General features: G+C 54.5%; 19 protein-coding genes. 12 read left to right on the top strand and 7 right to left on the bottom strand.

The features are described from left to right. Nucleotides 1-63: 63 nt before the first annotated feature. Entirely contained in the window at nt 64-477 is a 414-nt protein-coding gene (mscL, locus tag PFRI_RS11945) for a large conductance mechanosensitive channel protein MscL (RefSeq protein ID WP_072630938.1), read from the top strand. Nucleotides 478-535: 58 nt separating this feature from the next. Here the strand turns inward: mscL and ald are convergent, their stop codons facing one another. Next, nucleotides 536-1651, bottom strand: coding sequence for an alanine dehydrogenase (gene ald, locus PFRI_RS11940; RefSeq protein ID WP_072630937.1), 1116 nt, complete (start codon nt 1649-1651; stop codon nt 536-538). Between the two features lie 140 nt (nt 1652-1791). Here ald and PFRI_RS11935 point away from each other — a divergent pair, with 140 nt between their 5' ends. The 3 genes from PFRI_RS11935 (at nt 1792) to PFRI_RS11925 (ending at nt 4552) form a co-directional block, all read left to right on the top strand. Continuing rightward, nucleotides 1792-2250: an Lrp/AsnC family transcriptional regulator gene (locus PFRI_RS11935; protein ID WP_072630936.1), complete on the top strand. Its 459-nt coding sequence runs from the start codon at nt 1792-1794 to the stop codon at nt 2248-2250. Nucleotides 2251-2441: 191 nt separating this feature from the next. Beyond that, on the top strand, nt 2442-3377 hold the full coding sequence (locus tag PFRI_RS11930) for a lipid A-modifier LpxR family protein (RefSeq protein ID WP_072630935.1): 936 nt from the start codon (nt 2442-2444) through the stop codon (nt 3375-3377). 110 nt (nt 3378-3487) lie between these two features. Further along, entirely contained in the window at nt 3488-4552 is a 1065-nt protein-coding gene (locus PFRI_RS11925; protein WP_072630934.1) for a Hint domain-containing protein, read from the top strand. 101 nt (nt 4553-4653) lie between these two features. On the opposite strand, the gene PFRI_RS11920 is transcribed toward PFRI_RS11925, so the two are convergent. Further along, nucleotides 4654-5226: a TlpA disulfide reductase family protein gene (locus PFRI_RS11920; protein WP_072630943.1), complete on the bottom strand. Its 573-nt coding sequence runs from the start codon at nt 5224-5226 to the stop codon at nt 4654-4656. A gap of 21 nt (nt 5227-5247) precedes the next feature. Here PFRI_RS11920 and argH point away from each other — a divergent pair, with 21 nt between their 5' ends. The 5 genes from argH to PFRI_RS11900 all read left to right on the top strand — a co-directional run bounded on the left by argH (nt 5248) and on the right by PFRI_RS11900 (nt 11170). Then, nucleotides 5248-6639 carry an argininosuccinate lyase gene (argH, locus tag PFRI_RS11915; protein WP_072630933.1) on the top strand — a complete coding sequence of 464 codons (1392 nt, stop codon included), beginning with the start codon at nt 5248-5250 and terminating at the stop codon, nt 6637-6639. Next, nucleotides 6636-6803 (top strand): hypothetical protein, encoded by a 168-nt coding sequence (locus PFRI_RS21380; protein WP_170124826.1) that lies wholly within the window; start codon nt 6636-6638, stop codon nt 6801-6803. The genes argH and PFRI_RS21380 overlap by 4 nt, the downstream gene beginning before the upstream one ends. A gap of 27 nt (nt 6804-6830) precedes the next feature. Next, nucleotides 6831-7148: a DUF2834 domain-containing protein gene (locus PFRI_RS11910; RefSeq protein ID WP_072630932.1), complete on the top strand. Its 318-nt coding sequence runs from the start codon at nt 6831-6833 to the stop codon at nt 7146-7148. A gap of 124 nt (nt 7149-7272) precedes the next feature. Then, nucleotides 7273-8538, top strand: a complete 1266-nt coding sequence (gene lysA, locus PFRI_RS11905) for a diaminopimelate decarboxylase (RefSeq protein ID WP_072630942.1) — start codon at nt 7273-7275, stop codon at nt 8536-8538. A gap of 34 nt (nt 8539-8572) precedes the next feature. Further along, nucleotides 8573-11170, top strand: a complete 2598-nt coding sequence (locus PFRI_RS11900) for a TIGR02302 family protein (RefSeq protein WP_072630931.1) — start codon at nt 8573-8575, stop codon at nt 11168-11170. Between the two features lie 9 nt (nt 11171-11179). On the opposite strand, the gene PFRI_RS11895 is transcribed toward PFRI_RS11900, so the two are convergent. Next, nucleotides 11180-11989 (bottom strand): zinc-ribbon domain-containing protein, encoded by an 810-nt coding sequence (locus PFRI_RS11895; RefSeq protein WP_072630930.1) that lies wholly within the window; start codon nt 11987-11989, stop codon nt 11180-11182. Nucleotides 11990-12218: 229 nt separating this feature from the next. Here PFRI_RS11895 and PFRI_RS11890 point away from each other — a divergent pair, with 229 nt between their 5' ends. Genes PFRI_RS11890 through PFRI_RS11880 form a run of 3 tightly spaced genes read left to right on the top strand, consistent with a single transcriptional unit; the run spans nt 12219 to nt 14529 of the window. After that, nucleotides 12219-12896 (top strand): cell division ATP-binding protein FtsE, encoded by a 678-nt coding sequence (locus tag PFRI_RS11890; RefSeq protein WP_072630929.1) that lies wholly within the window; start codon nt 12219-12221, stop codon nt 12894-12896. After that, the gene (locus tag PFRI_RS11885; protein WP_072630928.1) at nt 12893-13795 is read left to right on the top strand and encodes a cell division protein FtsX; all 903 of its coding nucleotides are present in this window, start codon (nt 12893-12895) and stop codon (nt 13793-13795) included. Before PFRI_RS11890 ends, PFRI_RS11885 begins: the two co-directional genes overlap by 4 nt. Next, nucleotides 13792-14529: a lysophospholipid acyltransferase family protein gene (locus PFRI_RS11880; protein ID WP_072630927.1), complete on the top strand. Its 738-nt coding sequence runs from the start codon at nt 13792-13794 to the stop codon at nt 14527-14529. The genes PFRI_RS11885 and PFRI_RS11880 overlap by 4 nt, the downstream gene beginning before the upstream one ends. 32 nt (nt 14530-14561) lie before the next feature. On the opposite strand, the gene lpdA is transcribed toward PFRI_RS11880, so the two are convergent. From lpdA to odhB, 4 genes are all read right to left on the bottom strand, one after another. Next, entirely contained in the window at nt 14562-15950 is a 1389-nt protein-coding gene (lpdA, locus tag PFRI_RS11875; RefSeq protein ID WP_072630926.1) for a dihydrolipoyl dehydrogenase, read from the bottom strand. Nucleotides 15951-16041: 91 nt separating this feature from the next. Then, nucleotides 16042-16431, bottom strand: coding sequence for an MAPEG family protein (locus PFRI_RS11870; protein ID WP_072630925.1), 390 nt, complete (start codon nt 16429-16431; stop codon nt 16042-16044). After that, complete coding sequence (locus tag PFRI_RS11865) at nt 16428-17411, bottom strand: glycosyltransferase family 2 protein (RefSeq protein ID WP_072630924.1); 984 nt, start codon at nt 17409-17411, stop codon at nt 16428-16430. The genes PFRI_RS11870 and PFRI_RS11865 overlap by 4 nt, the downstream gene beginning before the upstream one ends. A gap of 206 nt (nt 17412-17617) precedes the next feature. Next, the gene (odhB, locus tag PFRI_RS11855) at nt 17618-19105 is read right to left on the bottom strand and encodes a 2-oxoglutarate dehydrogenase complex dihydrolipoyllysine-residue succinyltransferase (RefSeq protein WP_072630922.1); all 1488 of its coding nucleotides are present in this window, start codon (nt 19103-19105) and stop codon (nt 17618-17620) included. Nucleotide 19106: the final 1 nt, after the last annotated feature.

The following is a 19106-nucleotide window of genomic DNA, read 5'->3' as shown; positions in this document are numbered from 1 at the left end:
TCAGACAATTTCCGCGTCATAACCCATGAAAAAATTCGGGTTTTGGGGTAGCAGCGGTATATCATGTTAAAAGAATTTAAAGACTTCATCGCCAAAGGCAACGTCATGGACATGGCTGTTGGTATCATCATCGGTGCGGCGTTCACTGCTATCGTGACATCGCTTGTTGGCGATTTGATCAACCCGATCATCAGCCTCTTCATGGGCGGCATTGATTTTGCTGGCCAATATACATTGTTGGGTGAAGGCGAATTTGCGTCCATCGCAGCAGCAGAAGAAGCAGGCGCCGCAGTCTTCGCATGGGGCCGTTTCATCATGGCGATCATCAACTTCCTCATCATCGCGTTCGTTGTGTTCATGCTTGTAAAAGCTGTGAACAAGACGAAAAAAGCGGAAGAGCCAGCACCAGAGCCAGCACCAGCGGGCCCAACACAAGAAGAGCTGCTTGCAGACATCTTGGCGGCTTTGAAGAAGTAATTCTTTCAAGGTTTTGAGTTTGGAAAGGGCGACCTCTTAATAGGGTCGCCCTTTTTCGTTACTTGATTGCAAGTTGGGGGGAGATCACATCCATGCCCAAAGCTTTGCCAACCGCGAAGTAGGTCAGCTTACCTGCATGAACATTCAACCCTTCCAGCAAATGGGGATCATCTGCGCAGGCTTGTTTCCAACCTTTGTCCGCTAGCGCGAGCATGAACGGCATCGTGGCATTCCCAAGCGCAATCGTTGAGGTGCGCGCCACTGCGCCCGGCATATTGGCGACGCAGTAATGCATGATGCCATCGACATCATAAATCGGATCTTCGTGCGTTGTGGCTTTGGAGGTTTCAAAGCAACCGCCTTGATCAATCGCCACATCCACAATCGCGGCCCCCTGTTTCATGCTCGAAAGCTGTTCGCGTGTGACCAGCTTTGGCGCAGCAGCGCCGGGAATAAGTACGGCACCGATGACCATGTCCGCCTCTGCAACCAATTCAGCGGTGTTTCCCGCGCTTGCATAGCTCGTTTTGAATGTGCCCCCATAAACATCATCGAGGTAACGCATGCGAGGAAGCGAGCGATCCAAAACAGTCACATCCGCGCCCATACCCGCAGCGATACGCGCCGCATGGGTGCCAACAACGCCGCCCCCGATCACGGCAACACGTGCAGGGCCAACGCCGGGCACGCCGCCCATCAAGACACCACGCCCGCCATTGGCTTTTTGCAATGTCCATGCGCCAACTTGCGGGGCAAGACGACCAGCAACTTCAGACATAGGGGCGAGCAAAGGCAGACCGCCGTTGCGGTCGGTCACAGTTTCATAGGCAATCGCTGTGCAGCCAGAGGCGAGCAGGTCCTTCGTTTGCTCTGGATCAGGTGCGAGATGCAGGTAAGTGAACAAAAGTTGGCATTCACGCAGCATCTTGCGCTCGCCTGCTTGAGGTTCTTTGACCTTTACGATCATGTCCGCTTTCGCGAAAACATCGCTCGCGTTACCCGCGATTTCTGCGCCAGCGGCGATGTAATCTTCATCTGCGAAACCTGCGCCAACACCCGCGCCAGCTTGGATCAGCACGCTATGACCATGCGCGACAGCTTCGTGCGCGGCATTCGGGGTCATTCCAACGCGGAACTCTTGTGGCTTGATCTCTTTAGGGCACCCAATTTTCATCTCGCATCTCCTCCGTTTACGATTTGGCTTGAGGATGACAAGTATGGGGCTGCAAGTGCTGTGAAACTTACCCTATGGTAGCGTACATAATCGCAAGATTCTTCGAATTAGACGGCCAAAGCTGCAAGGAAATTGACCTAATGAGCTTAGATACAACAGATAAGCGTATCCTGAGTGCTCTGCAAAAGAGTGGACGCATGTCTAACGCGGCCCTGTCGGAAGAGGTGAATCTTTCGCCCTCCGCGTGCCATAGACGGGTTCAGCGTTTAGAGGCAGATGGCTACATTCGTGACTATGTCGCCTTGCTCGATGCACGCAAGATTGGTGTCCCTTCGACAGTTTTTGTTGAGATTACATTGCGCGGGCAGGCAGATGATGTGCTTGATGCCTTCGAAAAATCAGTCGCGCGCATCCCGGATGTACTGGAATGTCACCTCATGGCGGGTTCGGCTGACTACCTGCTTAAGGTTGTAGCAGAAGGTACAGAAGATTTTGCACGCATCCACCGCCAGTATCTTGCCCGGCTCCCGGGAGTCGCGCAAATGCAAAGTTCATTCGCGTTGAGAACCGTTTTTAAAACGACGGCTCTTCCAGTTTGACGGCTCTATTTGCTCTGCGTGTCAAACTTCAGACAATATTAACACCTAGTGATTAGCACGAACTATCGCGTAGGTTACTGCGCGGCGGAATTGACACAGGGCTGAGCGCGCTCGATCTTAACATGCAAGATGACTCGCTCCATGCACGGCAAACGGGTAAGAAAACCGTTGTCTAGAGGGACAAGATCGAGATGAAAAACCTTCAAAGTGTCGCGCTTATCTTACGCAGCTTTAGCGTTGCTTGCGCAGTCTTGTTGCCGACGCTTGTTGCTGCACAAGATGTTGTGCAACTTGGGTATGGGCGACTCATTTCGAATGATTTTATCGGCGATTTGAAGGACCGTGGCCAAACGGGATCTTACGTGTCTAGCCGAATTTTTGGTAAGTCTTGGAATGGCAATGTACCTGAACGCGCGGGCGAAGTTTTGGAATTTCGATTGCAAGCGGACATCAAAGCCCCTGACAATCTGGTAACACCTTTCGCGGGGGATCGTCCGTTTGCAGGTTCGGTAAGCCTCGGATTACATACACATTATCAACATGCTGGGTTCGATATCTCCTATGGAGGCGAGCTTGTTATTGTCGGTCCGCAGACGCGTTTGGACCAGTTTCAAACTGCGCTCCATGATGGGCTTGGCGTTGCACCTTTGTCTGCAACGACGCGTGCAAATCAGATCGCAAACAAAACCTATCCCGGTGCCGTTGTCGAATTCGGTAGTTCCTTTGACATTGGGTCACGCTCGCAGTTGCGCCCATTTTTTGAAGGCCGAGTTGGTGTTGAAAATCTTCTGCGCGCCGGGATGGATCTTGAGATTGGTCGTCTAACGCGCAGCGATTTGATGATCCGCGATGGTATCACAGGACAACGCTACCGCACGATCACATCAGGGGGGGCGGGGCTCTCGTTTGTTGTTGGCGTTGATACGGCCTTTGTCGGCGAAAGCGCTTACTTGCCCGCGTCCCTTGGTCTTACACTATCAGACCGCCGTGATCGCGCGCGTGCAGGGGTGCACTGGCAACGAAAGAACAGTCATGGTTTTTTCGGGGTCACTTATTTGGGTCGTGAATTTACCACCCAAGCAGACGAGCAGGTTGTTGGTTCTATCAGGCTCGGTCTGAAGTTCTGAGGCATTCTGGCCACAATCTCTAGGTGTATTACAGAATATTCTTTCCAGCCGAAACTTCGTTTGTTAACCTTTTGGTAATAAAAAAAATACGAACGAGGCAGGACTAGAGTATGAAAACGGGCTTTCGAGGCACGTTTGTCATTTCATGGTCGCAAACAAAGTTAGACGGTATGGGGGCTGTTCCACTACAGTCCTTGGATGTTGGTACGGCTTGGAGCTGGACCGGAGACGCTGTACGCGTTGACGGACCTGCGGAGCTGTTGCGATTGGATGAGGCAGACGGCGATGCGAGTATTCGCAAACGCGCAGCAAAAATGGTGCGCAAGCTAGTTGGCGCTGCGCTGACAGATGAGACTAATTTAGAGAGAGTGGATGTAGAGCACCCGATCCGCGACAGTAGTTTCGTGGTGACAGATGGTGCGCAAAGCTACACGTTGACCGTGATTGACGTCGCGGGCAGTAAAGCGCCGCTATTGATGTTTCTAGATGAGATGCCACCCAAGAACATCGATCTTTGGGTTGTACACCACACGATCGATATTCGCGGACAAGACATGGTGTCTGTGTCGTCAGGCGGTGTTATTTGTTTCACGCCGGGTACGATGATTGACACGCCTGAAGGGCCTCGATTGGTCGAGGACCTTTGCGAAGGCGATAAATTGCAAACACGCGACAGCGGTGCGCAGGATATTCAATGGATTGGGTCCAGACGGATGACAGGCGCGCGTTTGTTTGCAATGCCTGAGTTGCGCCCAATCCGCATTCGCGCGGGTGCTTTTGAACTAGAAAAGCCTGATCAGGAGTTTCTGGTTTCCCCGAACCACCGGATGTTGGTCAAAGGCGGGATTGCGCGTGATTTGTTCAATACGTCCGAGGTTCTGGTTGCAGCGAAGGATTTGGTGAACGGATCCACCGTAACGCGTGATACTCAGGTCAAAGAAGTGACGTATATTCACCTGATGCTTCCAAAACATGAGATTGTTCTGGCCAATGGTGTCGAGACCGAAAGTTTCCATCCTGCGTCCACAGCACTGTCGACAATTCCCGAAGCTGATCGGGCGCGTTTGGCAGAGGTGAATAGTGAGATCGAAGCAGATCCCAACAGCTATGGCGGATACGCGCGTCGGATTTTGTCGCAATCCGAAGCCGCGATTTTGGCGCATCAAGCGGCCTGAAGAAAATTGTGCGCCCCTAGAGGGGCGCGCAGGTTTAGCCCCAAGAGGGGCATATTGAGGCGCTGCCTCAAGCTCCGAAGTTTATAAGAAAGATGAAACGGTTACTTTTGTGCGGCGATGACCTCGCGCAAAATGGCTTTGGCATTGTCTGAAGCCCAATCCGCATCGCCGCGCAAGCGTGCGATCTCAGCGCCATCTTTATCAAGGATCACCGTGATGGGAAGGCCCAAAACAGCCATATCGCGCGCGATTTTCTGTTTCGGATCACGGTGAAGTGGCAGGTTATCTACATTGATTTCTTTGAAGAAATTCTTCATCGCAGGGGGGGCGTTGCGTCCTGTGGCAAGTGTGACCACCTCGAAGTCATCACCCCCAAGTTCTGCTTGAAGCTCTGAAAGCATCGGCATTTCTTTGCGGCAAGGTGCACACCAAGTGGCCCAAAAATTCAGCAGCACTACTTTTCCTGTGTGATCTGCAAGTGTGCCTGTAGTGCCATTGGCTTTGATGTAGGATTTGTCTGAGACGGCTTTTGCCACTGAGTGAAAGTTGAGCTTTTTCATTTCGCCATCTCGCATCGCGGTGATGTTGGCTAGGTCAGCATGAACAATTTGTGGTGCAATGTTTGCACCCATCAAAAGAGCGGTATACATCAGCGCAACAACAGTTTTTTTCATTTTCCCTCCAAGGGTAGGCATATGACCAAATCTTCTTCCAATGCGATGTGGGGCGGCCGGTTCGCTGCTGGACCCGATGCAATTATGGAGGCAATTAACGCCTCAATCGGGTTTGACAAGCGAATGGCACGTCAGGACATCGACGGTTCTCGCGCTCATGCGAGCATGCTGGCTGCACAAGGTATCATCACAGATACCGACGCAGAGACCATTCGGGAAGGGCTGCTCACGGTCTTGTCAGAAATTGAAGCAGGAACATTCGAGTATTCGGCGGCTTTGGAAGACATTCACATGAATGTCGAGGCGCGTTTGAAGGAAATTGTTGGCGAACCAGCGGGGCGTTTGCACACAGCGCGTTCGCGCAACGATCAGGTGGCGACAGATTTCAAGCTTTGGGTGCGTGATCAGTTTGATGCGGCTGAAGGGGCTTTGCTGTCTTTGATCGACGGGTTGTTGATCCAAGCAGAGGCAGGTGCAGATTGGGCGATGCCCGGCTTTACGCACTTGCAAACTGCGCAACCTGTGACTTGGGGTCATCATATGATGGCTTACGTTGAGATGTTGGGACGTGATTTGTCCCGTGTGCGCGACGCAAGGGCGCGGATGAATGAGTGTCCTTTGGGGGCAGCTGCGCTTGCGGGGACGTCGTTTCCGATTGATCGGGACGCCACGGCGAAAGCGCTTGGCTTTGATCGGCCATCGGCCAATTCACTGGACGCAGTGAGTGATCGTGACTTTGCCTTGGATTTCCTGAATTGCGCGTCAATCACGGCAATGCATCTCAGCCGTTTGGCTGAGGAGTTGGTGATCTGGTCCTCTGCGCAGTTTAGATTTGTGACTTTGTCAGATCGGTTTTCGACGGGCTCGTCTATAATGCCCCAAAAGAAGAACCCTGACGCGGCTGAGCTAATCCGCGCAAAAATCGGACGGATTTTTGGGGCCAATACGGCGCTGATGATTGTGATGAAAGGGCTGCCACTGGCCTATTCCAAGGACATGCAAGAAGACAAAGAGCAGGTTTTTGATGCAGCGGACAACTGGATGCTCGCGATGGCTGCGATGGATGGGATGGTGCGCGATATGACGGCGAACCGTGAAAGTTTGGCTGCTGCTGCTGGATCGGGGTTTTCGACAGCGACGGATTTGGCGGATTGGTGTGTGCGTGCTTTGAACATGCCGTTTCGCGATGCGCATCATGTAACAGGGTCACTGGTGGCGATGGCGGAAAAGGAAGGCTGCGACTTGCCAGATTTGACACTTGCGCAAATGCAGACAGTTCATGGCGCAATTACTGAGGATGTGTTCAGTGTTTTGACTGTTGACGCATCGGTCGCATCGCGCACGTCTTACGGAGGCACGGCACCGGATCAAGTGCGCAGCCAAGTGGCGCGCTGGCGTGAGGTTCTCGCGTGACGCGTTTGATCGCGGGAGCATTGGCGCTAGTCTTGCTGGTAGGGTGCGGTGCAGATGGTGCGCCCACCAAACCAACGAAGCCGTTAAAAGAACGCCTTGAAGAAAAAGCGGCGGCAGAGGCGGCTGAAACCGAAGCGGAAGTGCTTGCCTCAGAAGAAAGCTAAGCGCGGCCGCAAACAAAGGAAGCCGGAATGTCAGTTTTGCGTATGATCTATTTGGCCCTTGCCGTTTGGGGCGCGATCCACCCGATGTATTATTTCATCCATTGGTTTCAGGCCGAGGGTTGGGATATCATGAAAATGGTGGATGCGTGGCATACCAACATGGCGAGCTCCGGCCTTGTTTGGGATTTGACGATTGCTGCTATCACGCTGACGGTCTGGATTTTGGCAGAGGTGTTCACGCGTCGCAATTGGAGCGCGTTGATCGCGATCCCTGCGACGTTTTGCATTGGGGTAAGCTGTGGCTTGCCGCTTTATCTGTTTTTGCGTTCACGCCCAGTGGTTTAAGTGGGAAGGGGGCCAGCCCCCGTCTCAGCAAGCTGAGCCTTCCCCCGAAGTTTATCTGGAAAGATGAAGCGGTGGTGGTGGTTAAAGATTGAACGCAGGCGCGTTTGAAGCTACTTCCCCGCGCATGGATCATTTTCTTTACAGAGACGGCGCTTTGTACGCCGAAGATGTCCCGTTGAGCGAGATTGCCGCCAGCGTTGGCACGCCGTTTTATGTCTATTCCACAGCAACGCTAGAGCGCCACTTCAAACTGTTCGATGACGCGCTGGAGGGGATGGATCACCTTGTATGCTACGCGATGAAAGCGGCGTCTAATCAGGCGATTTTGAAGACTTTGGCTGCTTTAGGGGCTGGCATGGATGTTGTGTCGGGCGGAGAATACGCGCGCGCGAAGGCAGCGGGTGTGCCGGGCGAACGCATTGTTTTTTCCGGTATCGGCAAAACGCGTGAAGAAGTGCGCATGGCGCTGACAGGTGGCATCCGTCAGTTCAATGTAGAGAGCGAGCCGGAGATGCAGGTCATTTCCGAGATTGCGACTGAGCTGAGCGTTGAGGCACCAATAACTATTCGTGTGAACCCCGACGTGGATGCCAAAACCCATGCGAAGATTGCAACGGGTAAGGCGGAAAACAAGTTCGGTATTCCAATCAGTCGCGCGCGCGAAGTTTACGCGCTGGCGGCGTCTTTGCCCGGTCTAAAGATCATTGGAATCGACGTGCACATTGGCAGTCAGTTGACTGAATTGGCACCGTTTGAAGCGGCTTATAACAAGGTTGCTGAATTAACTGAGCAACTTCGTGCCGATGGGCACGAAATCTCGCGTCTTGACCTCGGTGGCGGCTTGGGCATCCCTTACACGCGCTCGAACGAAGCTCCGCCAATGCCTACAGATTACGGTGCGCTGATCAAGAAATGTGTCGGGCATCTTGGTTGTGAGATCGAGATTGAGCCGGGCCGTTTGATTGCTGGCAACGCGGGCTTGATGGTGAGTGAAGTGATTTATGTGAAATCCGGCGAAGACCGCGAATTTCTTATAATTGACGGGGCAATGAACGATTTGATCCGCCCTGCCATGTATGATGCCTACCACGATATCATTCCGGTGATCGAACCCGAAGCGGGTGTGCTGCCACAGCCCTACGACATCGTTGGCCCCGTTTGTGAAAGCGGCGATACTTTTGCCAAAGGGCGCGAAATGCCACCGCTCAAAGCCGGTGATCTGGTCGCGTTTCGCTCGGCGGGTGCATATGGCGCGGTGATGGCGTCCGAGTACAACACGCGCCCGCTTATTCCTGAAGTTTTGGTCAAAGGTGATCAATTTGCTGTCATTCGTGCGCGTCCGACCTTTGACGAAATGATAAATCGAGATACCATCCCAGAATGGCTTTGAAGCGCACCCCGCGTTACAGAGCGGGGAGCACTGAATGAGCACTGAACCAACTCAGCATTCCAAAGTGATCGCGCGCTTGCGTGGGCCGCTTTTGTTGACTTGGGCTGGCATGACGGCAGAGCGCGCAGCTCGCGCGCTTTGGCCGCTTTGGAGTATCGTGATTGCGGTGCTCGCGGCTTTGATGCTGGGCTGGCATGAAAGCTTCCCGATCGAAGTGGTTTGGAGCGTAGGTGTTCTATCGACCATCGCAGCGCTTTTCTTTCTCGTGCGTGGGTTTATCAAATTTCGACTACCCAGCCGCATGGACGCTCTTGCGCGGCTCGACGGCAGTCTGAAGGGCCGCCCCATCCAAGCATTGATCGACAGTCAGGTGATTGGGCCGGAAGACGAAGCCTCCGCCGCGGTTTGGCGTGTGCATCAGGCGCGCATGGCGGAACGCGCGGCCAATGCTAAGGCTGTGCAGCCAAAAGTGCGTTTGGCGGCGAGGGATCCCTTTGCGTTACGCTATGTTGCGGCCTTATTTTTGGGCGTCGCGCTGTTGTTCGGCTCGCTTTGGCGGGTCGGCACAGTTACTGACATTGCCCAAGGCACGACAGATCTGGCGAGCGGCCCTGTTTGGGAAGGGTGGGTTGAACCGCCAGCGTATACGGGCAAGCCGAGCCTTTATTTGAATGACCAAGATGGCCAGTTTGTCGTTCCAGAAGGCAGTAGCATTTCTTTGCGCCTTTATGGAGAGATTGGCGCTTTGACTGTTGCAGAGACGGTTTCGCAGCGGCTGGAAAATACTGGTAGCGCAGCAGATCCAGAGCAGAACTTCCTTGCGCAATCCAGCGGTACTTTGGAAATCGCTGGCCCGAATGGCCGTAGCTGGGATGTCTCTGTAACGCCTGATAGCGCTCCGCGAATCGAAGTCACAGGTGCGCCAGAACGAGGTGCCGATGGAATAATGAGCCTGCCGTTTGCCGCGTCTGACGACTACGAAGTGACCTCTGGAAGCGCTGAAATTACGCTTGATCTAGCGGCAATCACGCGACGCTACGGCTTTGAGGCAGAACCGGAACCACGAGAGAGCATATCGCTTGATTTGCCCTTGCCGATTGCAGGAGATCGCAGCGATTTCAGCGAAACGCTGTTTGGTGACTTCTCAGAGCATCCTTTTGCAAATCTGCCTGTAAAACTCTCGATGGCGGTGCAAGACGCGAAAGGGCAAAGCTCTGAGCCTTATACCTACCAGATGACTTTGCCTGGACGGCGCTTCTTTGACCCGATGGCGCGCGCTTTGGTGGAGCAGCGTCAATGGCTGATGTGGTCGAAAGCAAACGGGGCGCGAACAGCGCAAATGCTGCGCGCGATTTCTCACCGTCCCGATGATGTGTTTCGCTCTGAAACCGCCTATCTCAAACTACGTGTGATTTTGCGTCGCATAGAAGCGCAAGTTGCATATGATGCCTTTTCGCCTGAGTCACGTGATGAAGCGGCGCAAGCGCTATGGGACCTTGCGTTGTTTATAGAGGACGGTGATGTCGAAGATGCGCTTGAGCGGATGCGGCGCGCGCAAGAACGTCTTTCGGAAGCGATGAAGAACGGCGCGAGTGTCGAAGAAATCGCAGAGCTGATGGACGAGTTGCGCCGCGCCAATGAGAATTACATCAACCAGTTGCAACGCGAAGCGGCACGCAATGGTGAGCAGCAACAGCGCCAACCGGGTGCGCAAGATGATGCGATGCAAATGACGCAGAACGATTTGCAAGACATGATGGACCGTATCCAAGAGTTGATGGAACAAGGCCGTATGGCCGAGGCCGAGCAAGCGCTGCAAGAGCTCCAAGAGATGATGGAGAACATGCAAGTCGCTGAAGGTCAGCAGGGCGAAGGCCAACAATCCGAAGGTCAGCAAGCTATGGAAGGGCTCGCTGAGACTCTGCGCGATCAGCAAGGCCTCTCTGATCAAGCGTTTCGTGATTTGCAAGAACAGTACAATCCAAATGCACAAGCGGGCGAAAGCCAAGGCAACGGAGGGCGCAATGGCGGTCAAGGCCGTGGTGAATCTCATGAGGGTCAAGGCGGCGAAGGCCAGGGCCAGGGCCAAGGAGAGGGTCAAACGGGTCAGGGCCAAGAGGGCCAGCAGGCCGAAGGGCAGGGCGAAGGTCTTGCGCAGCGTCAAAACGAGTTGCGTCGCGAAGTAGAGCGTCAGCGCGGATCGCTTCCCGGTGCGGGCTCTGAGGCGGGCGACGCCGCGCGTGATGCTTTGAGGCGCGCAGAAGAGGCGATGCGCGGTGCTGGTGATGCGCTTGGGCGTGATGATCTGCCAGAAGCGATTGATCGTCAGGCGGAAGCCATGGATGCGCTGCGCGAAGGGATGCAAAACTTAGGTGAGGCTATGGCAGAGGCTGAAGGTCGCGAAGGCCAGCAAGGCACTGCTGATGGACGCGAAGGTGGCGAGCAACGCGACCCACTGGGGCGCAGCCCCGGGGCCAATGGTCAAGCCGGCACGGATCAAGGGTTGCTGCAAGGCGAAGACGTCTATCGCCGCGCGCGTGAATTGCTCGATGAAATCCGCAAACGCAGCGGTGAAAGCCTACGCCCAGAGCAAGAGCGCGATTACCTGCGCCGCCTTTTGGATCGGTTTTAACCCGAAAGCTTATAGGTTTTCAGAGGCCATCTGATCCAGCCAGCCCAATCCGCGCTCAACAGAACTACCAAGCCAAGAACGCGCACTTTCAATGCCAGCGCTATATTGCGCGACGATAGGTTCTGCTGCGGGGACCATTTCGCTGATTTTCGGGCCAAAAACATAGGCTCCTATGGCAAGCACAGCCAATAGCATCATGCCAAAGAAACCACGACGAAACCCTTGCCCCTTGCGTCGCACTTTAGGCGTCGTACCGGGCAAATCTGCGTCGGTGGCTTCAGCGGGGCGACGACGCTCACCGGATGAGCGCAGCGTCGAGTTGATTTCTTCGATATCAGGCAGCAAATCACGGCGCGAACCAGCGGTGGCGGTCACGGCGGCGACGGCGACTTCGGCGGGAACAGGCTCTCCCCGCATGCGCGCCATACGCTCGCGTGCTTCGCGCGCACGTCGCTCTCCCTCATCCTCGCGTTGGCCCTCTAGGCCAAGCTCTGGCTGACTTTCCAACGCGCCACCATGCTCAGCAGCACGCGCGTTCGCTTCAAACTCGGCTTCTTGGCGCAAAACATCAGAGACATTGGGATCAAGCGCACGTCTTTCCAGCGCTGGCATTTCTGGCTGCGGTTCTGGCTCCGGCGGTGGAGCGACAGGCTCAACGCTTGGGCGATCAACTTCGTCGGCCAAAGCTGTGTCATGATCAGGATGCGCTTGAAACCATGTGTTCGAGCAAGCAGAACACTGCACGTCACGCCCCTCTGTCGGGATGACTTCCGTAGGGACCTCGTACTGAGCCCCGCAATTTGGGCAAATCAAACGCATAATATTACCTTGCCTTTTCGGCGCATTCACCAGCCTGTCAAAGGCTCTTGTCGCGCGCACCTTATGCTTTCCTTAAGATATCGTAAATCCCATTCAAACAAGCAGTGCTGCGCTCATAATTCATGGGTGAAGACGGGTGATTGAAACCAATCGCAAGCTCAGGCACAACAGGTTAATTATTTCACGTTCGGATATGAGTGCGAAAGCGGCACGTTAGAAAGGTCGAAAGTTGATCGAGTTCGAAAGAGTGGCCCACAGCTATAGCGGCGGAGAGCTTTTCAATGAGGTCTCATTGCGCCTCGCGCCCGGGTCGTTTCATTTTCTAACGGGGCCGTCCGGCTCTGGCAAAACGACGTTTCTGAAACTGTGCTACGGCGCTTTGGTGCCTTCATCGGGTGTGGTGCGTATCTTTGATGACGATGTGCGCCAGATGAGCCGCGATGATATCGCGCTTGCACGGCGCCGCGTTGGCGTTGTGCACCAAGATTGCCAATTTCTTGACCACTTGAGTTTGCAAGAAAACCTTGCATTGCCTTTGACTGTCAGTGGCCACGAAGCACTTGATGACTATGCAAACCTGAAAGAATTGATGGGCTGGGTTGGCCTGACATCGCGTGCAGATGCGTTGCCGCCAGAATTGTCGGGCGGAGAGCGACAACGAGCAGCCCTTGCGCGCGCTTTGATCATGTCGCCGGATGTCATTTTGGCAGATGAACCGACAGGAAACGTGGATTGGGAGATGTCGCAACGCCTTTTGACGTTGTTGATCGAGCTTAATCGTATGGGCAAAACAATCATGATCGCGACCCATGATCTGGGTTTGATCCGCGCTGCAAAAAACCATGTGCAAGCACGCGTGTTGCGTATTTCCGAACGCCGCTTGCAGCTTGCTGGGGCAGACCTATGAGCGCGCTTCGCTCTGTTATAGATTTCGCAATTGGCGATGCGCAGGCAGAAAAAGCGGTGCCACCCACTGGCTTTACCGTGCGCCTGACAGTGTTCAGCGCGGCTGCTATGGCGTTTTTGGTGGTCTTTGCTTTGGCGCTGTCTCTTGCGGCAGGACGGCTTGCAGATCGTTGGAGTGATGAACTGGCACGCAGTGCAACTGTGCGTATTTCGGCCCCCGTGGAGCAAATGGCGGCGCAGACAGAAGCGGCTTTGAATGTGCTTCGCACGACCGAAGGTGTCGAGTCTGCGCGCGCTCTTACCTTGGAGGAACAACGAGAATTGCTGGCGCCTTGGTTCGGGCCAGAGCTTCCGCTTGATGCGTTGCCTTTGCCACAGATGATTGAAGTGATCGAAACGGCCTCGGGCTTTGATGGAGACGGGCTACGTCTACGTCTCGCAGGTGAGGTGCCGGGCGCGGTGCTCGACAATCATGCGCGTTGGCGCGGCCCGCTTGTGTCGGCTGCCAGCTCTTTGCGGTTGCTTGGTTGGGTTTCGATTATTTTGATTGCCTTCGCGACTGGCGCGATGATCACTTTGGCGGCCAACGCAGCACTTGCGGCAAATGCACAGGTCATCGCGGTGATGCGTCTGGTCGGTGCGCGCGACAGCTATATCGCGCAGGCCTTTATGCGCCGTTTCACCCTTCGCGCATTGGCTGGGGCGGCGGCTGGAACAGTGTTTGGGGCTCTGGCCTTGCTGTTGCTGCCAAGCGCGTCTGAAGAAGGCGGGTTCCTTACTGGACTTGGCCTTCAAGGGGCGCATTGGCTTTTGCTGATTTTGATACCCATTCTCGCAGCGGTCGTCGCCTTCCTTGCGACCCGTCTTGCGGCACATAACACGTTACGGAGCCTCACATGAGTGAAAAGAAAAATCCTGTGCAGTGGCTGCGCTCCCTTTTGTTCGTTGGGCAAATCTATTTCATGATGCCAATTATCGGGCTTTTGTTCGCCCCATGGGCGTTGTTTTCCAAGCGCGGTGCACGCGCGTGCTGCAAAAGCTATAGCCGTTGGGTGTTTTGGACCGCCAGTTGGATGGTTGGCTTGAAGGTTGAAGTACGCGGCACCCCTCCGACAGAGCCGGGGCTCGTTGCGGCCAAGCACCAGAGTTTCCTTGATATTATGATGATCTTCACGGCTATTCCTGCTGGCAAGTTTATCATGAAAAAGCAGATTTTGTGGACGCCGGTTATTGGTCAGTACGCCAAGCTTTTGAACTGCATCGCCGTGGATCGTGGCAAGCGCGGGGCGGCGATTGAAAAGATGGTTGCTGATGTGAAAGCGGGTCTCGTTGAAGCGGGACAATTGATTATCTACAGCCAAGGCACGCGCGTCGCACCAGGTGCGAAGTTGCCGTATAAGGTTGGGACCGGTGTGCTCTATGAGCAAATGGAGCAGACCTGTTATCCGGTCGCAACCAACGTGGGTGTGTTCTGGCCCAAGACAGGTATTTATCGCAAGCCCGGCGTTGCTGTTGTGGAATTTCTGGAACCGATTGAAGCGGGCTTGGAACGCGGCGAGTTTATGCGTGTACTAGAAGAGCGGGTCGAGACCCGCTCCAACGCTTTGATGCGTGAAGCGGGTTTCGACGTTTAGCGCGCGATTTTTCTAGAAAAATCGTGGCCCCCTTACGCGTGTATTGCGCCATCCCCACAGGCCAGTGCTGCTTCGCGCACGGCTTCTGAATAAGTTGGGTGTGCGTGACAAGTCATCGCGAGGTCCTCGGCAGAGGCTCCGAACTCCATCGCAACACAGACTTCATGGATCAGATCACCTGCACTTGGGCCAATGATATGCGCGCCCAAAATACGATCCGTCTTTTTGTCAGCTAGAATTTTGACAAACCCGTCTGCCGCAAAATTTGCTTTCGCGCGACCATTGCCCATGAAAGAGAACTTGCCGACTTTGTAGTCTGTGCCGGCCTCTTTCAGCTCTTGTTCTGTTTTGCCCACATTGGCGACTTCGGGGTGCGTGTAGATCACACCGGGAATAACGCCGTAGTTCACATGCCCATGCTTGCCTGCCACTTGCTCGGCGGCGGCCATGCCTTCATCCTCGGCTTTGTGTGCGAGCATCGGGCCGTCAATCGCATCGCCAATCGCGTAAATGCCTTTGACGTTGGTTTGCCAATCGCTGCCTGTCTTGATCTGTCCGCGCTTTGACATTTCAACGCCAAGCGCTTCAAGTCCCAGACCATCGGTGAAGGGACGACGTCCTGTTGCGACCAGAACGGCGTCCGCATCGATCACATGTTCGCTGTCATCTTTTCGCAGTTTATAGGTGACTTTTGCTTTGGTTTTGTCGGTGCTGACACCTTGAACCGCGGCCCCGAGCACGAACTTCAAACCTTGTTTTTCAAGGATACGCTTGAAGCTTTTTTGCACTTCAGCGTCCATGCCCGGCGTGATCGTATCGAGGAATTCAACAACACTCACATCAGCGCCAAGACGTGCGTAGACAGAGCCAAGCTCAAGACCAATGACGCCCGCGCCGATCACGACCATTTTCTTGGGGATTTTGCCAAGCTCAAGCGCACCCGTCGAGGTAACGACCATCTTTTCGTCAATCTCGATACCGGGCAAGGACGAGGGTTCGGAACCAGAAGCGATGATGATGTTCTTCGCACTATGAGTCTCATCACCCACTTTGACTTTGCCCGCTTCGGGAATGCTTCCCCAGCCTTTGAGCCAGTCGATTTTGTTCTTTTTGAACAGAAACTCGATGCCTTTTGTATTGCCCTCGATCACCTCGTCTTTGTAGGCGAGCATTTGTGTCCAATCGACAGATGGCGTTTTGCCTTTGAGCCCCATTTTAGCGAAGTTATGTTCAGCTTCATGAAGTTGGTGCGAGGCGTGCAAGAGCGCCTTGGAGGGGATACAACCTACGTTCAAGCAGGTGCCGCCGAGCGTGTCGCGCCCTTCAACACAGGCTGTTTTTAAGCCGAGTTGTGCGCAACGGATTGCGCAGACATAGCCGCCGGGACCAGACCCGATGATGATAACGTCATAGTCAGACATGATGTATCCTTTTTGATTTGTTGGGGTGGGGGCTTTGCCCCCGTCTCGGCAAGCCGAGCCTCCCCCAAAGTTTATTTAGAAAGATGAAGGGTCAAAACAGAGCGGACAGTAACATGGCAACAGTTGCGGCCAGTCCGATGAACCATATGAGCGAACGCCATGGCGCGAGGCCGAACACATAGGCAGGCACATATAAAATTCGCGCACCGAGATAGGTAAAGGCGAAGAGCATCGTTTTGCTATCAGATTGATCTGTGTAGGTGATCACAACAACGGCAATGGTGAAGAGAATGAGACCCTCGAAGTGGTTGTTCATTGCGCGTTGTAGGCGGCCAGCAGTGCCCGTGAGCACGATCGCTTTGTCGCGCGGGCCAGCGGCCTTGTTAACGCCCACTTGCATGATGGAGGCGAGGGAATAGGCGCAAAACTGCAAAACTTGCAGGAGCGCGGCGAGCGTGAGGGCCATGAGTTCGGGTGTCATGTTTGCGCAGTCCTTGCATGTGGTTTTGACCAATGTCGGATTTGATCGGGGGTTAGGATAGCCTCGCGGCGTGCTGTAAACCAGTCTTGGCAGGCGCGTTCGGCGGTTGCGATTTGAGGAATAGCGCGCAGGCGTTTGATTTCTGCTTGCACCGCTATGAGGTGGCGATGAATTGTCGTGTTTTGGCGCTCGTTTTGGTTGGCGATTTCATGCCAGCGAGAGCCGAGATGGTATTTATCGGTAGTTTTACCCTGCCCATCACCGCGATCATTCTTCATCAAGAACACGTCGCGTGAAGGGACGGCATAGTGATTTATGCATGCAGTGTTCGGCTGCAGCGCGCGTTCCAATGGGCGGTACTTCGCACGCTTTTTATCATAGAGACCTTCGTCGCTGAGGCGCGCGCCAAGGGCAGAGCGCACATCAGGAGAGGGCACTTTAGGCCCGATTGGCATGTGATCATTTGCGTGGGTGAACTTACGAAAGCGAAACATGGATTTGAATTTTACACGTTTTTCAGTGGGTTGGCTTTCGGCCAGAGTGAACTGGTCCAGAATATCACCAGGCCAAGCAGTATGATTGCTATCGCCAAATGCCCACCAAGGAAGCGCGATCACGTCCCCTTGTCCCGCGCTTTTAAGTAAATCCGAAACAGAGCCTGCGCCAATCGCGATATTGATGAACTCGTCAGCGTCTATGTGCGCGATCCACTCAATGTTGGTGTGAGCGAGATGTGCGAAAGCTTTGCGTATTCCGCTGTCCTGTGGAGTGCTTTGTGGCGGTACGGTGTGACGTAAATGAGTGAGGGCACCTGCGGATTCGAGGGCATCCAACAGCACGTCAGAACCATCGGTGCAATCATTTGAGCAGATCACAATTTGGTCGAACCCGATGACACGGTGATAGGCGACCCATTCGACAATAAAGAGCCCTTCGTTGCGCATACATGCGACAATGGCCGTTTTCTCAACGGCGCTCATGTGACAATTGCTTTGCATTCAGGGCAGATCAAAATGTTTCGATCCTCAGGATCACGTGTAAAAGGCGCGATGTGGTGCAGACGCCGATAGGGCGTCTGACCAAGTTTGCTATTTGGTCCCACTCCGATGACCCAATTCACCTTGGCGCTAAAGCTGCACTTGGGGCAGGTCAGCGTTTTGGGCTGAAGATAGGCCATCGCGTTGGATCACAGATCCATCAACAGGCGACGTGGGTCTTCCAACGCTTCTTTGACGCGCACAAGGAAGGTCACAGCGCCTTTGCCATCCACGATGCGGTGATCATACGACAGGGCGAGATACATCATCGGGCGGATCACCACTTGTCCATTGATCGCCATTGGGCGGTCCTGAATTTTGTGCATGCCGAGGATGCCCGACTGTGGGGGGTTCAAGATGGGCGAGGACATGAGCGAGCCGTAGACACCACCGTTGGAAATGGTGAAGGTGCCGCCCTGCATTTCGGCCATCGAGAGCTTGCCGTCGCGAGCGCGTTTGCCCTTTTCCGCGATCGCTTTTTCGATATCCGCGAAGGACATCGAATCCGCATCTCGAATGACAGGCACAACAAGTCCAGAAGGTGTGCCAGCGGCGATGCCCATATGGACGAAGTTCTTGTAAACGACGTCTGTACCATCAATTTCTGCGTTCACTTCAGGAACTTCGCGCAGCGCATGACAGCAAGCTTTGGTAAAGAAAGACATGAAGCCTAGTTTTGTGCCATGCTTCTTTTCGAACAGCTCTTTGTACTCTTTGCGAAGCGCCATCACCTCGGTCATGTCAACCTCATTGTAGGTGGTGAGCATCGCGGCTGTGTTCTGGCTTTCCTTCAAGCGACGCGCGATGGTCTGACGCAGGCGCGTCATCTTCACACGCTCTTCACGGGATGCGTCGTCCGCTGTGACAGGTGCGCGTGGCACGCTTGCAGGTGCCGCGCTTGGTGCAGGTGTTGCTGCGAGTGCTTTGGCAACGTCGTCTTTCATGATGCGACCATCACGGCCTGAGCCCGTCACCGCATCACGCGACACGCCTGCCTCGGCCATCGCTTTTTTCGCAGATGGTGCATCTTCCACGTCTTTGCCACCAACGCTGGTCGCAGAGGCGGCCGTTACTGGCGTATCGCTTGCGCTGGTTGTGGCGCCACCGATCACCGCGAGTTTTGCAGAAGCGCCGACAGTTGTGCCCTCAGCCGCGACGATTTCAGATAGAATTCCAGCGGCGGGCGCGGGGACTTCGACCGAAACCTTGTCTGTCTCAAGCTCACAAAGCATTTCGTCTTGTGCGACAGTGTCGCCGACCTTTTTGAACCAGGTGCTGACTGTTGCTTCCGTCACGGACTCACCCAAAGTTGGGACCATGACGTCCACGCTTGCATCGCCCGATCCCTCTGCCTTGGCAGGTGCTTTCGTTGCTTTCGCAGGCGCGCTTGCTGCTCCTGATCCTTCGACAATCGTCGCGAGCAAAGCATCGACTCCGACAGTTTCACCCTCAGCTGCAACGATTTCGCCCATAACACCAGCGGCAGTGGCAGGAACTTCGACGGTTACTTTGTCCGTCTCAAGCTCGCAGAGCATTTCATCAACGGCCACGGCGTCGCCGGGCTTTTTGAACCATGTGGCGACAGTCGCCTCTGTGACCGACTCGCCCAATGTTGGAACGCGAATTTCAGTGCTCATG

It is taken from the genome of Planktotalea frisia (assembly GCF_001890925.1).
GTDB lineage: Bacteria > Pseudomonadota > Alphaproteobacteria > Rhodobacterales > Rhodobacteraceae > Planktotalea > Planktotalea frisia.
This window is presented reverse-complemented; position numbering and strand designations above follow the sequence as displayed.